The organism is Pseudoalteromonas thalassia, assembly GCF_049257215.1.
Taxonomy (GTDB): domain Bacteria; phylum Pseudomonadota; class Gammaproteobacteria; order Enterobacterales; family Alteromonadaceae; genus Pseudoalteromonas; species Pseudoalteromonas lipolytica_C.
In genome coordinates this window covers 58,357-72,694 of the sequence record NZ_JBMMUE010000011.1, presented here as the reverse complement: position 1 = coordinate 72,694, position 14,338 = coordinate 58,357, and the positions used below count along the sequence as shown (strand labels likewise).

Genomic DNA, 14,338 nt, shown 5'->3' with positions numbered 1-14,338 from the left:
CTACTGTGCTCCCGAAATCACTTTAGATGTTGTTGCATTGTTAAACCACATTGGACTTTCTCTGCCATCAGATTCAGCAAATGTTTGGAACTCACTATAGGCTTGGGTTATATCAACACTTTCTTTTGGGTGCGCCCATGATGACCCCACTTCAATGGCCCAAGGTAATCCAGATGGCGTTTGGAAGTAATACCCAAACTGAGTATTAGTTGCATCATCACTGCCTACTAAAGAAAACAAGCTTTGATTAAATTTTTCTGTCGGCGGTTGGTTTTTAATATGCACTTCCCATCCGCGAGGATTCAAGCCATCTAAAAAAGTACCGTGATAATGACCTTCTGCCGCAAAAATAAATGGGTCCAGTGTATATTTAGGTGCATCAACACTCGCTATATAAGTATTTAATGACACACTCAAAGTGAAGCTAACTTTATTATTAATGTTACAACCCGCTTCTGTTCTGAAAAAACTACAGCTAGAATCTTTACTTGCATAGGCCCATGTGTCTGGCATCACAATAAAAATTGCGTCTTCTGTTCCTTCTTCAAGGATCGTATGTGTTTGCTGTTCGCCATTAATGATTAAACTGATTGATGCTTGGTCTATTTGACTGCGTAAAATGCGTTTGTTTATACCACTGGCGCTAGATTGATAAAGGCGAACTGCAAACCCGTTATGAAAAGTAGCACCTATTCCTACAAGATCTCCTTCAATTTTATAACCAAGCGCTTGTCCATCTTTATCAATCAACTTTGTACGGTAATTCATAACCAAATCATTAAAGTCATAATCACCAGCGAAGGGCCATTGGTCTTCATAAGCCAGAGTTACCCAGCCATTCTCACTTGGGTAAGCAAGACTACCGTAGGTATTAATGGGATAGTCTTCAACTTCTCCGCCTGTAACCCCACCTGTTGCAGTTATTGGATTTGCTTCGCTACCGTCTGTAACCCGAAAACGTGCCCATGTTGCCCCCATAACAGCATTATTTGGTACATCAACAAGAACACTGTTATCCCCTTGATTAAGGCGATATTTACTCACTGTGATTTCGTCTGCATCAAACTGGTAATTTTGGTCCCAATCAAACCAAGCATATAAATAGCCATTATCATTTGGTGATGTGACAATAATTTGGCTTGTTGAGCCGGCAACAAAATCAGTCACAAACTTGACCCCATCGTCAGAGCTATCTACTGATGACTGGAGAAGATCACTGGCAGTGTTTAGGTTTTCTCCATCAACACTTGCGCCGAGATAAACAAGGTTAGATTGGTCTTCATTAGGATCGAACAAGTGTCTTGCACCGCTATCTTCTAACGTTGTTTGATAAGGTCTAGGCGCATCACCAAAATCAATCGAGTTATCTGTAACTTTTACCTCTGCTATAGCACAACGTGCCCCATCATTTTGGTTAGATGTAGGGCCCAACGTAAACACAGACGCAGTTGGTGTATAACCCGACACAGGGCTGATGTTTAAATTAACCCTATGGACTTTACCGCTTCGATTGTTACTAAAATAAAACTGTCCTTGCAAATCAAAGTAAGCTGCACCATTGGCGCCTGTATCACCTGCAATGTCGAGATTTGTAATAAAAACAGGGCCACCATTTTCAACGTTGATCTCATATAAGTCGCCATTTGATTCAACAGCGTAAAGAAGAGTACTGTGCGGATGAAATGCAAAGTCATAAATAGAGAGATTCCAGTTAGCAGAGCCTGGAATTAATTCAGCTTGGTATTGTTCATTTTGTGCTGTTAAATTAATGGCGTAAAGGCCAAAGCGCGGATGATATAAGTAATACACAGCCTTGTTTTGCTGCTCATCAACTAAAATATCACCCACATAAAAGTTCGTATCTGGTAAGCCGCTTACATTTAAACGCTCTAACATGTATTGGTTATTTATGCGTACCACACTTTTAGGGGCTTGCTTACTAAAACCATACATATATTGGTCTTGGTAATTAAAACCCACCGCATTAACACTGTCGTTATTAGCTTCGCTTGCAAAATCCATTGCTGCTGCAAGCACTGTCGTTTTCGCAGATACTAAATCAACACCATACATCTGTGCGGGCGAACCCTGAATTAAAAATGCTTTACTTGGACACTGCTCAAATGGTGCTGCACTTACCAAGCCGTTAGCAAGTGCCGCTGTTAAGTAAATGAACATGTTAATTTTCATAATTACACTCTCCTTTGGGTGTGTAATTACTTAAAGCAGCAACCATTCCAAAAAATAAATTGCCTTTTAACAATGCGTTATAAAAATCTAGCCAATATTATTCGCAAGTTGCGAGAAGAATAATTGCATAATGCAACTCCTTTTAACTATAAAAGCAAATCATTCCCATTTAAAAGTATGACATGCTAGACTAGTTGGGATTTAAAAAAATAATAAACCCTACTATGAAACTTAAAGCCGCTGTTTTTCTGTATTTTGCCTTATCAATGAACTGTGCTTTTGCATCATCATTGCAAAACCATATTGACGAAGCCAGAGCAATCAGTGATTACCAAAAACGATATGAGTATTTATTAAGTATCGATAAACAACTTGTAGAATCTGCAAGCCTTGCAGAAAGAATTAGTTTTAACGTTAGATTAATTCACGTTCATATACAGCTAGGACAGTTTCAGCAGGCGCAAACTATCATAGATGAGCTTGAAGCAGGCCCAAAATACAAAAACGACTCCCCTATATACAGCGAGTTGTATCTTGCTAAAGCACGACTGGCCTACAGAGAAAGTGACTTAGAAACCGCGATTTCGTTATCTCAACAAAATGTCGCGCTATTTCAGCGTTTGCAACTTAGCGATTATGAAATTGACGCCGTGGCGAGCCTTGTCAGTGCCTATCATAATGCTGGTGAGTATCAAGCCGCCTTGAACTTGCTTGAGGTTTATATTCACGACAACAATCGCGAATTAACCTTAAAGCAAAAAGAAATGCTCTACCATGGTTACTCACGTAATCTTGAGCAGTTAGACCGGTTAACGCTTGCTCTGGAGTATAAACTAAAACGCCGTGAGCTAGTTCAGCAGATGTCACCGTCTATTTCATTACAAGCAGGCATAACCTATTCAATTGCTCAAAGTTATTTAGATTTAGGCCAATACGAAAAAGCAAAGAGCGAATTTATTACAGCCCTCAGTTTTGATAGACAAACGGGGTCACTTTCAGATATCGGACATAGCTTAGTTAAGTTATCACAATGCGAATATGGGCTACACAATTACACTAAAGCACTTGAATACGCACAAGAGGCTCAGCAAGTATTTGCTAGTTATAACAGCACAAGAAATACCGCTTGGGCCAAGCATAATATTGCGATAAATTTGCTTGAAATTGATAAAGCTGATGAAGCATTAGCAATTGAAAAACAAGTAATCACTGAACTGAAAGAAGACGATCACTTATATACTGATGTGTTACTGACATTAGCAAAACTATACATTGGCTCGACTGAGCTTAAACAAGCTAAACATTATGCACAGCAGGCCTTTCAATTAAGTAATCAAAAAAATAGGCTGCAAAAGCAGATCCTTGCCCTTGAACATCTAATTACAGTTGCACAACAGCAAGCTGATTATCAACAAGCATTGTCGTATCAACGCACTATCACGGAGCTTGAAAAAAACTTTGCCCATAACAACTACAATCAACGTTTAGCAGAGTTACAAAACTCAATTGCTATTCGCGACCGAGATTTGGCCATTCAAAATTTAAAACTGCAAGACCATGAAAAAAGCCAAGCCATAGCCTCACAGCGTCAAACAATCTTATACAGCATTTTATTATTTAGCTTGCTTTTAGCTGTAATGGGCATCGCATTATTAAGAGTAAAACAAAGAAAACAACTGATTGAACAACGCCGGAATTATCTAGATAAACAAATCAGCCAACGTAGTAAGTTATTATCACAAGTTGCCCACGAACTAAGTTGTCCATTAACAGGGTTGCGCTTACACCTTGAAACTCTGCAAGCTGGTCTTACTCAATTTAATGAGCTTACCTACGAAAAGCTCAACCAAAAAATCACCGACATGGCGACCTTAGTTGCTGATTTAAATAAAATCTCTCTTTTAGAACAAAGTAGTTTTCAGCTCAAGCTAACAGCAATTAATGCTGCTGAGTATTTCCAAAGTTTACACGCAGATATGGTGATCCAGCTGGATCAATTTGAAGTGGGATTCACACAAAACATAGCCGATGAATTAACATTAGAGTGTGATGCAACAAGGCTTTCACAGTTATTTGCAAACTTAATCAGTAATTCGCTTAAGTACACGCATCAGCCCGGTAAGATTAATTTAACGATTAGCCAAAGCCAAACACAGCTATTGATCGGCTATGAAGATTCAGCCCCTGGCGTGAGCGATGAAAGTTTAACAAAGATTTTTGACCACCTTTATAGAGTGCCTGACTTAAATACAGTTAAGCAATCAGGATCAGGGATTGGGCTTGCGATAGTAAAACAAATTGTCGAAGCCCATAATTGGCGTATAACGGCAGCCCATAGCGAACTAGGTGGTGTCCGCTATGATTTAACGATTGCTATTTAGTTGATTTGTCTGGCCATTCAAATACACCAACATCACCAGGAAATACAACCGGTGATTCAATTCCATCTTTGTTCACAGCAGCGACCCCAAAATAGTAGTTATCGATAACAATATTTTTCAGTGTTGCTTCGGTGACTTTGCCAACATCACGACTAAATTGCCATTGTGGCTCACTGGTATAACGCCAATAGATTTTATAACTAACCACAGTTGGGTCATCACTTTCATGCCACGCCAAGGTTGTACTTGGCTTTACAGCACCTGAAATACTGACCCCCGTTGGTGGTGCAGGCGCCCATGCCATTGATGCCATCGTCACTGCATTTAGTGACGTTAATTTCGCTGCATAGGCAAAATCAACATGATCAATGGTGTCACCGTAGGTAATACCTTTTTCAGTTCGTAAGTCTTGGTGTTGTTGGTTATAATTTTCGTTGGTTTCCATAATACGCACAGCTGCAAAGCCTACATCGTTAAATGGACGATGATGCCCTCCTCGGCCAAAACGATCGAGGCGATATACCAGCATAGTATCTAGGTTTTCAATATAGCGGTCTGCGATTGTATCTATGTAACGCGCAAGGTTACGACTTGCAGAATCAACCTCACCACCGGTAAAACGGCGTTTATGAGCTTGCTCTTTGGTTTCGATAACGCGGGTGCCTTCAGAAAAGATACGTGCAGTTGTATTATCTGTTACACCATTGATTCCCGTTGAGTTACCAATCATGTCGTTGTTTAAAACGCCATGGACACGCCAGTTATGCTCTTGTGCGTATTTAGCTAAAATTTTACCGCCAAACAAGCCTTGCTCCTCACCAGAAAGGGCCGCATAAACAATTGAGCCATTAAATTTATACTTCGATAAAACTCGCGCTGATTCAAGCACACCAGCTACACCGGATGCATTATCGTTTGCACCGGGTGCGTCCGAGGTATAGTCCATTACATCAGAGACTCTCGAGTCAATATCACCTGACATCATAACCATACGATTTGCATCAACTTGGCCGCGCTGAATAGCCACAATATTGACAACCTCTACCGGGTTTGGAATACGCTTTTCACCGGAAATAGTGTCTTTTACTTCGATAATCTCCAGGCAATTTCCGCAAGCTTTAGAAATTGCCTCAAATTCAGACTTGATCCAACGTCGTGCAGCACCAATGCCGCGGGTATCAGATTTGGTCTCAGAGAGAGTATGACGAGTACCAAAATCAACCAGCGTTTGTATATCTTGTTCTATACGCGTTTTTGAAACTGCATTTGCAATATCATGCAAAGCTTGTTGATCTTTGTATTGAGGTGTTGTGGCATGAGCTGCCGAGACCAATAACAGCGATGAGCTAAACAAAGCACCCGTTGTTTTTATTATTTTACGCTTAAACATAGTTTCACTCCTTCAATGAATCATTCAAGGCTAACTAATATTTCATTTCACGCAATAGTTATGAGTTAGAAAACAAATTATCAGGTTGAATAATCAGGGTTTATCTTTTGTGTAGGTGCTGTGAAGTTTAAAGTAAGTAAGAATCGTAGGAATTGAAGGTAACGGCTCAGTTGTAAGTGACACTATGATTTTGTACCTGGTAATGTCATCGTATCATTATAAAACACCACCTGATTGCCACCCGCGTACTTTGCGTTATACATGGCTTTGTCGGCGCACTGAATTAAATACTCTGCATCGCCATAATGTTCTGGAAATAACACAGCACCAATACTTGGCGAGTAAATAAGCTCTGCATCATTATAGATAAGTGGTTTACAGATTTCTGCTTTTAACTTATCAACGGCTTCTATCACGTCATTTTTATTCTTAACGCTTTTCAATACCACGACAAATTCATCTCCACCTAAACGGCCTACTGAGTCACCTTTTTTCAATACATGGCGAATACGCATGGCAATTGTTTTTAACAGCTTATCGCCCGCTCCATGACCATGGATATCATTAACTTGCTTAAAGCCATCAATATCAATAAATAACACGCCTATTACTGTTGAAATGGTATTCGCAATTGACAAAGATTCTTCTAATTGTGTGGTCAGATAATGACGGTTAGGTAAATCGGTAAGTGAGTCATGGCCTGCCATATAAATTAATTTTTGTTCTAATTTTTTTTGCTCAGTAATGTCATAAGCGATTGCCACTCTGACTTGTTTTTCTTTTGACCAATAAACTGACCACAAAACATGGACTATTCTGCCATCTTTTCTTACCCAACGATTTTCAAAACGTGGATCATCATTGCTAGAAACTATTTTGTTGATAGCCTGAATTGTTTTTGCTCTGTCTTCTGGATAAACAAAGTCGAGCATCTGTCTATTAATAGCCTCTTCTGGTGCGTATCCGAAAATAGACTCAAAGGCTGGATTTGCAAAAAGCAAAGTACCTTTCGAGTCTACAACACAAACAGCATCTAATAAGAGAGTGATAATATCAGATAAATATTCCGATGTTTCTTGGTTCATACGCGACTAAATTGTTTGCTTTGCAATAAGTATAGACGAAACCAAGCAAGTGACTGAAAGTTTAGGGCTTAACTGGGTATAACTTTTTACTAAGCCAAAGTGATATTGCGCTAAATACAGCAATCCCTAAGAAATCTGCAATGAAATCGAAAACTTCTAAAGTACGCGTTGCCACAAAATATTGACTAAATTCTTCTAATACAACGAACGTGGAAACAATGAGCACCGCTAAATAAATTTCATGTCCAACAACTTTGATAGTTTTAAATTTAAACGCAAGGTTAATGAATAAAGTCAGCAAACCAAACAGGCAAAAATGGCCCAGTTTATCGCCATAAGGAATTGCAGCAACTAAATCAAAAAGCAGTGATTTTTGCCCCGTATTTGCTAAATAAATTACCCAACCAATAAATCCAAAAAAGATTAGCGCCATTAAAAACAGCAGTCGTTGCAACATCATCTTATTGCCCCATATGAGTTGTTAAAAACAGAAACTGATAAGGGATTACTTTATTCCAGTAATGCCAATCGTGAGAACCCGGACGCTCTATGTAATCGTGACGAATTCGCAGCTTAAGCATAGCTTGGTGCAGCGCTCGGTTTTGCTCTACAAAGAAGTCATCTACACCTATATCGAGCATGATAGCGAGAGTATCAGCGCCTTTTTTCCATGCTGTGTTACCTGCAGCTATTTTATGTAAGTTATTAATAATGGCAATGTTATCCCACTTTTCTTGATTATCGGCATAGCCACCCAATACTTTTGCAAGGCCAAATTCAGCACTAAACGGTCTTACATCAACACCTGCCGAGATTCCCGATACTGCGGCAAAACGAGTTTGGTTATTAATGGCAATATGCAAAGCACCAAATCCCCCCATCGATAAACCTGTTATTGCACGGCCATTTTTAGACCGATTGGTCGAATAGGTTGTGTCTATATAATTGACTAAATCTTCAGCGATGTAAGTTTCGTATTGCGAACTTTTGTCGATGTCAGAATCGAGATACCAAGAGCCGAAGTTTCCATCAGGATTAACGATAATGACGTTATATTGATCGGCAAGTTTTTCGATATCTGTTAGTTTTGTCCAATCAGTATGGTTGCCGCTATAGCCATGTAATACATAAATAACATTGTAATTATTAGATTCTTGATAGCCATCCGGTATCGTTACCGTAACGGGTTTCTCAATGGCGGTTTGTTTACCCTTAAATGTATGGGTTTCGGTTTGGTAGGCACAAAGTGGTAAGCTAATAACTAGCGAAAGTGTAAAGAGCAACTTTTTCATAATTAATTCCTTTTTCTTATTATATTTTCACTTCTCACAGAAGATGTAAATAACTGAATAGAGGATAGATTTTGATCTGAGTTTTTGAGCTAAATGAACTGCTAAAAAACCACTCAAATGATATAGTAGTGCTACTTTGATTTTTAAAAAGCGTCGTCTATGTATCGTTTATTTGAACGGATGACTAATCCGTTTCCGAAAGAGCAACCATCTCAACCACCTAATAGCTTATTTGCATTTTGTCGTCATTATACCCGTGGCATGGAACTCTCATTGCTACTGATGTCTTTAAGCGCAGCTGCACTTGCTATTTTAGAAGTCTCGCTTTTTAGTTATATGGGGCAATTAGTTGATTGGCTCGGTCAATACACCCCTAATACCCTTTTTGTTGAGCAGCAGGCTGAGCTTACAAAAATGGCAATTGTGCTGCTGGTAGTATTGCCCATAGTTGTATTTTTTCACTCAGCAGTGTTACATCAAGCGCTACTGGGTAACTACCCTATGTCTATCCGTTGGCTAGCGCACCGTTATTTGCTTCGTCAAAGTGTTAGCTTTTATCAAAATGAATTTGCCGGTCGTATTGCGACAAAAGTCATGCAGACCTCATTAGCCGTTCGTGAGTCAGTGATGAAACTGCTCGATGTACTAATGTATATCGTAGTCTACTTTGGTGCCATGGTATTTTTAGTCGCTGAATCTGACTGGCGTTTGATGCTGCCATTGTTAGTTTGGTTAGTCCTTTATGCTGCAATTCAGATGTATTTTGTGCCCAAACTCAAAAAAGTAGCCAGCTCGCAGGCAGATGCGCGTTCAGAAATGACCGGACGTGTGGTTGATAGTTATACTAACATTTCAACAATAAAATTATTCTCGTATACGCAGCGTGAAGAGCAATACGCAAAAGACAGCATGGATGTGTTTTTACAGCCGGTATATAAGCAGATGCGTTTAGTTACCAGCTTGAACTTTTCTATCAATACTCTTAATTATTTGCTGGTATTTAGCATTGCCGCTTTGTCATTGTATCTGTGGTCTATTAGTGCCATCAGTGTTGGGGCTATCGCTATTGCAGTGAGTTTATCTCTTAGATTAAACGGTATGGCACAATGGATCATGTGGGAGATCAGTAGCCTGTTTGAAAACATTGGTACTGTTGCTGATGGTATGAAAACCCTATCAACGCCGATTGAAGTAGATGATAAAACAGATGCGAGCACCCTTAACGTTGATAAAGGGTCGATAAGCTTTGAGAATGTGCAATTTAACTATGGTAAAGCAGCTAACGAAACCCATCGCGGCCCTGTTATCAATGGCTTAAACCTTGATATAAAACCAGGTGAAAAAATTGGTTTAGTGGGTCGTTCTGGCGCTGGTAAGTCGACCCTAGTGAACTTATTACTGCGCTTTTATGATGTTGACTCGGGCACTATCCGTATTGATGGTCAAAACATCGCTGATGTAAGCCAAGAAAGTTTACGTAAACATATTGCGATGGTGACGCAAGATACCTCGCTGTTACATCGCTCTGTAAAAGACAACATTCTTTATGGCAGGCCAGATGCAACTGAAGAAGAAATGCTCGCTGCTGCAAAGCAAGCTAAGGCACTTGAGTTCATCGAAGACTTAGAAGATAGCAAAGGTAATAAAGGCTTTGCAGCACAAGTCGGTGAGCGAGGTGTGAAGCTTTCAGGTGGTCAGCGACAGCGTATTGCTATTGCACGAGTCCTTCTAAAAGATGCTCCAATTTTGATATTAGATGAAGCAACTAGTGCCCTTGATTCAGAGGTAGAAGCGGCAATTCAAACCAGCTTAGACGATTTAATGACGGGTAAAACGGTTATAGCAATTGCGCATCGCTTATCAACTATTGCACAAATGGATAGACTCATTGTACTTGATGAAGGTGGCGTGGTTGAACAAGGTTCTCACCAACAATTAATTTCACAAGGTGGCATCTATGCTGCCCTGTGGTCACATCAAACCGGTGGTTTTATTGGTGTTGAGTAATTAAGTTTTTGCTGTATTTAACTAGCTAACTGGTACTTGTATCTGCAAGCTAGTTATTTACAGTTTCAAATATAATTCAACCAGTTGTATGTAAATTAACAATTACGCTGCTTGATTCCACTAATACTAAACGCTAGTATCGACCCTAATATAAACACAAGAAATTAAATTATGAAAAAGTATATTTTGCTTTTTATATTTGCAGCTAGTTTTCAGACTAAAGCAGATACGTACTATCTAGGTGCTGACTATATGCTCAGTGATATTGAAATTAGTAGTGAAAGTGCTAAACCAACTGCTACCTTCTTAAGAGCAGGCGCCAGCAACAATAATATGGCATTTGAGGCACAGTACTTAATATCAAGTGATGACGACAACATTTACAATTTAGAGTTTGAACTTGAAAAAAGCGCCGCACTCTTTTTTGTTATGCAATCTGATGTGGTTAACGGCTTTGGACTTGATATTTCATTAGGCTATGCAAAAAACGAAATGATCGTTAATTCAACATCTGAAAAGCTCCCCACAAATTATAATTATGATGGCTTTGCATGGGGAGTGGCAGTTCACCAGCAGATACCTTATATCAAAAATACACAAGTGAGATTAGCCTACCAATCTTTATTCAAAGGAGACGACGTAGAAATCAGTGGTGTAACACTTGGCCTTACTTACCATTTTTAAATAGCTAATCGCAAGGATTTTCATGAACACGCAGTTGAACGTATCAAAACTTTTCAGTATCTCTTTAATTGTTAGCGCTATTTTGGGTTGCGGATCTGAAACTGACTCAACTCAGTTAGCAAAAGAAGTTGAACTTGAAAAGTTACGCCAAGAAGGCACTATCATTGAGTCACTTAGTATTGAAAACTACCAAGTTCGTTTAAAAGAAGGTGACACCCATCAATTGAAAGTAACGGGTATAGATTCAAATGGTGAATCTAGAGACGTAACCAATGAAATAACCTGGCAAACAAGTGACGAGAGTATTGCTAAAATCAATAGTAATGGCTTGTTAACTGCTCTAAAAAATTCGCCATCGAACCAAGGGTTAATTACTATATCCGCGACGACTATAAATGATATTAGTGATGAAAAACAAATATCTATTGCAGATGTGGCGGCAGAATCAATTAATTTAAAACAAGTCATTCCTGCAACAGGCTCTATCAATACATGCACGCCTGCGAGAGTATCGGCCGATATAACCTACGTTGATGGATATACTGCATTAAATAGCTTGAGAGATATAAATCTAAGTGTCGATGAAAATACAACTGCCAAAATCAATCAGCAAGGCTTTGTATATACATCTGCTGCAGCTGTTGAAAGCACTGTAATTACAGCTGCAATTGGCAATGTTACCGATCAATTATCTGTTGTTGCAGATCCTAGCAATTTAAAAGAAATTAATGTTTCGTTTAATTCTGAACAAGATAGTGAGTTAAACATCAGCGTTGGAGATCGAATCCAACTTGCTGCCAAAGCGGTATATCAAAATGGCAATTCAGAGCAAACAGAAGACATTAGCTCAAGTATCAAGTGGTCTGCAATCAACAGTAACTTTATTGGTTTAACACCAAAAAGTATTGACGATAGTGATTCGACAGCTAGTTTTCTTGCACTTAAACCTGGTACCACGCAACTGTTAGCCGATTGTGGTACTAAGCAAAAGATTACAACAGTACAAATTGAAGGTGACGCTGAACTTGATTCTTTAGAAATTAATGATGGCTCTAGCGAGTATTCAATTTCTCCTTTAGGAACGATTGAACTCAAATTGTTCGCTAACTACAGCTCAAATCAATCATCTTTAAATGTAACTGAGTTTGCTAATTGGAGTATTAATAACAGTAATCTAGTAACGACTAAATTAGTAAATGCGGGCACAGCTCAAGCCGGCTACAGAGTTACAAGTACCTCAAATACATTGGGAACAGCATTGATCACTGTTCAATATGACACAGAAATTAGCAGTGTTTTAATAAATATCGAATAATGACTTTGTCAATTTAAATAAATCTCAGGTGAGGCATTGAATCACAATACCTCACCACCCTTTTACAATAAACGTAAGCCTATTAATACCAACATCACCATGTTAGCCATTGCTGCAATCAAAAAGAAATAGCTGCGTGGACTTGGGTTCTTTTCTGTTGCTATCGCATAATACAGAATCATATGGATAAGCCTCGCAGCTACATATATCCAGATGCACAAAGCAAATGCCATGCTATTCAAGTTAAGAAAAAAACCTAAAAACACAGTGGCTAAAAATAATGGGCTATTCTCTAGGCTATTCATAAAGGTGCGATGCGCGCGAAACACAAAACTATCATGACTCAAGGAACTGTCGAGTTTACCTGGCACCGCATTGGGTTGTTTTGCTTTAGTTACAGCCGCAACTATCCACTGAATAGTCAACATAATTAGATAAACATACACAGCCGCGTAAGCTGAAAAAGTAAGTTCAGGCATTTTATTTCCTTTTGCTTATAACAAATATGCTTATACCTTGCAATAATCCAACCAATACTCCAGTTAATATAACTGCCTGATTTATAATAATTAAGCATATTTAAAAGCTAAACATGCTGTGCCATTACTACGTAAAGTGTATAAAAATTACAGTGTGGGTTAGTTATAAGTTCAACACACTAACGCTAAACGACTCATCTCTTTTACTTTACCCTTGCAAATACTCTCTATACCCTTAAGATCTGCTTTGTTTAAACTGTTAATGCACTAAAAATAATAATAAAAGGTTTTGTCATGCGTTTAGGTCCCGGACTTCTTGTCACCGCCGCTTTTATTGGCCCAGGTACAATCACCACAGCAAGTGTTGCAGGTGCTAATTTTGGCTTTGCTCTTATTTGGACGTTATTATTCTCTGTTATAGCGACTATTTTGTTGCAATCAATGGCTGCTCGTCTTGGTGTGGCTACTGGTCAAGATTTAGCAACTGCACTTAGAACCACTATTCAAACACCGATCTTTAAAGCCCTTGCTGCGATATTAGTGATCAGTGCGATTGGTATTGGTAGTGCAGCTTACGAGGCGGGAAATTTGACTGGTGCAAGTATGGGGTTACAAGAAATTATCCCATCAATAAACCCATTGATCTGGACACCACTTATTGCGCTATTAAGTGCTGCATTATTATACACAGGTAAACATAAAGTAATTGAAACTGCACTGATTGTTTTAGTTGTTTTAATGAGCTTGGTGTTTATTTCAACACTGGTAATGGCGGCACCGCCTCTTGGCCAAGTTATGAAGGGTTTTATACCTAGTCTACCTGATGATTCTCTCACCACCGTGCTTGCCTTAATTGGTACAACTATCGTTCCCTATAACCTGTTTTTACATTCAGGGGTACTTGCTGAAAAACACGATAGCTCACAAGACATCGATAAAGTTATTAAAGAAACGAACCTTGATACCGGTATTTCAATTACTTTAGGTGGCATAATCACTTTAGCCATTTTATCAACGGCCTCAGTGGCATTTTACGGGACTGACGCAGGTAAAATATCAGCTGCTAATATGGCCGTGCAACTTGAGCCTCTGCTTGGGGGTATGGCTCATTATTTCTTTGCTATCGGTTTGTGTGCCGCAGGCCTTACAAGTGCCATCACCGCCCCACTCGCTGGTGCTTATGCGGTATGTGGTATGCTTGGCTGGTCAACACAAATGAGCGATACACGGTTTAAGCTTGTCGCTATTGTTATTTTGCTTTTTGGTGCTTTTGTCGCATCGCTAGGGCTTGATCCTGTTGCGGTGATCATCTTCGCGCAAGCTGCCAATGGTTTATTATTACCTATTGTTACTTGTTACCTAGTTTGGTTAGTGAATCAAAAATCTGTAATGAAAGAGCATACTAACTCGATGTTAGTTAACCTTGTGATTGTGCCTGTATTATTGCTGATATTCGGGCTAAGCCTCTATAAGCTTGTAAACTTGGTAATATAAACACTTTAAATACAAAAAAGG

At 39.1% G+C, this 14,338-nt stretch carries 11 protein-coding genes; 5 read left to right on the top strand and 6 right to left on the bottom strand.

Annotated features, from left to right (window positions below; genetic code table 11):
• Entirely contained in the window at positions 1-2,190 is a 2,190-nt protein-coding gene (locus AAEU31_RS13690) for an LruC domain-containing protein (RefSeq protein ID WP_421967509.1), read from the bottom strand.
• A gap of 224 nt (positions 2,191-2,414) precedes the next feature.
• Here AAEU31_RS13690 and AAEU31_RS13685 point away from each other — a divergent pair, with 224 nt between their 5' ends.
• Positions 2,415-4,571, top strand: a complete 2,157-nt coding sequence (locus tag AAEU31_RS13685; RefSeq protein ID WP_421967508.1) for an ATP-binding protein — start codon at positions 2,415-2,417, stop codon at positions 4,569-4,571.
• On the opposite strand, the gene AAEU31_RS13680 is transcribed toward AAEU31_RS13685, so the two are convergent.
• The 4 genes from AAEU31_RS13680 to AAEU31_RS13665 form a co-directional block, all read right to left on the bottom strand.
• Positions 4,564-5,961, bottom strand: coding sequence for a M28 family metallopeptidase (locus AAEU31_RS13680; protein WP_421967507.1), 1,398 nt, complete (start codon positions 5,959-5,961; stop codon positions 4,564-4,566). The two genes, AAEU31_RS13685 and AAEU31_RS13680, sit on opposite strands and share 8 nt — an antisense overlap.
• 182 nt (positions 5,962-6,143) lie before the next feature.
• Positions 6,144-7,046: a sensor domain-containing diguanylate cyclase gene (locus tag AAEU31_RS13675; protein ID WP_135924380.1), complete on the bottom strand. Its 903-nt coding sequence runs from the start codon at positions 7,044-7,046 to the stop codon at positions 6,144-6,146.
• A gap of 61 nt (positions 7,047-7,107) precedes the next feature.
• Entirely contained in the window at positions 7,108-7,506 is a 399-nt protein-coding gene (locus AAEU31_RS13670) for a VanZ family protein (protein WP_421967506.1), read from the bottom strand.
• A 1-nt stretch (position 7,507) separates the two neighbouring features.
• Positions 7,508-8,338: an alpha/beta hydrolase gene (locus AAEU31_RS13665; protein ID WP_421967505.1), complete on the bottom strand. Its 831-nt coding sequence runs from the start codon at positions 8,336-8,338 to the stop codon at positions 7,508-7,510.
• 159 nt (positions 8,339-8,497) lie between these two features.
• Between AAEU31_RS13665 and AAEU31_RS13660 the strand changes: the two genes are divergently transcribed.
• The 3 genes from AAEU31_RS13660 to AAEU31_RS13650 all read left to right on the top strand — a co-directional run bounded on the left by AAEU31_RS13660 (position 8,498) and on the right by AAEU31_RS13650 (position 12,344).
• Positions 8,498-10,345, top strand: coding sequence for an ABC transporter ATP-binding protein (locus AAEU31_RS13660; RefSeq protein ID WP_421967504.1), 1,848 nt, complete (start codon positions 8,498-8,500; stop codon positions 10,343-10,345).
• A gap of 171 nt (positions 10,346-10,516) precedes the next feature.
• Complete coding sequence (locus AAEU31_RS13655; protein WP_421967503.1) at positions 10,517-11,029, top strand: putative outer membrane beta-barrel protein; 513 nt, start codon at positions 10,517-10,519, stop codon at positions 11,027-11,029.
• A 22-nt stretch (positions 11,030-11,051) separates the two neighbouring features.
• Entirely contained in the window at positions 11,052-12,344 is a 1,293-nt protein-coding gene (locus AAEU31_RS13650) for an Ig-like domain-containing protein (RefSeq protein WP_135924376.1), read from the top strand.
• Positions 12,345-12,406: 62 nt separating this feature from the next.
• Here AAEU31_RS13650 and AAEU31_RS13645 read toward each other — a convergent pair whose 3' ends face one another.
• Entirely contained in the window at positions 12,407-12,823 is a 417-nt protein-coding gene (locus AAEU31_RS13645) for an MAPEG family protein (RefSeq protein ID WP_135924375.1), read from the bottom strand.
• Between the two features lie 294 nt (positions 12,824-13,117).
• On the opposite strand from AAEU31_RS13645, the gene AAEU31_RS13640 reads away from it, so the two are divergent.
• The gene (locus AAEU31_RS13640; RefSeq protein WP_295507878.1) at positions 13,118-14,317 is read left to right on the top strand and encodes an Nramp family divalent metal transporter; all 1,200 of its coding nucleotides are present in this window, start codon (positions 13,118-13,120) and stop codon (positions 14,315-14,317) included.
• Positions 14,318-14,338: the final 21 nt, after the last annotated feature.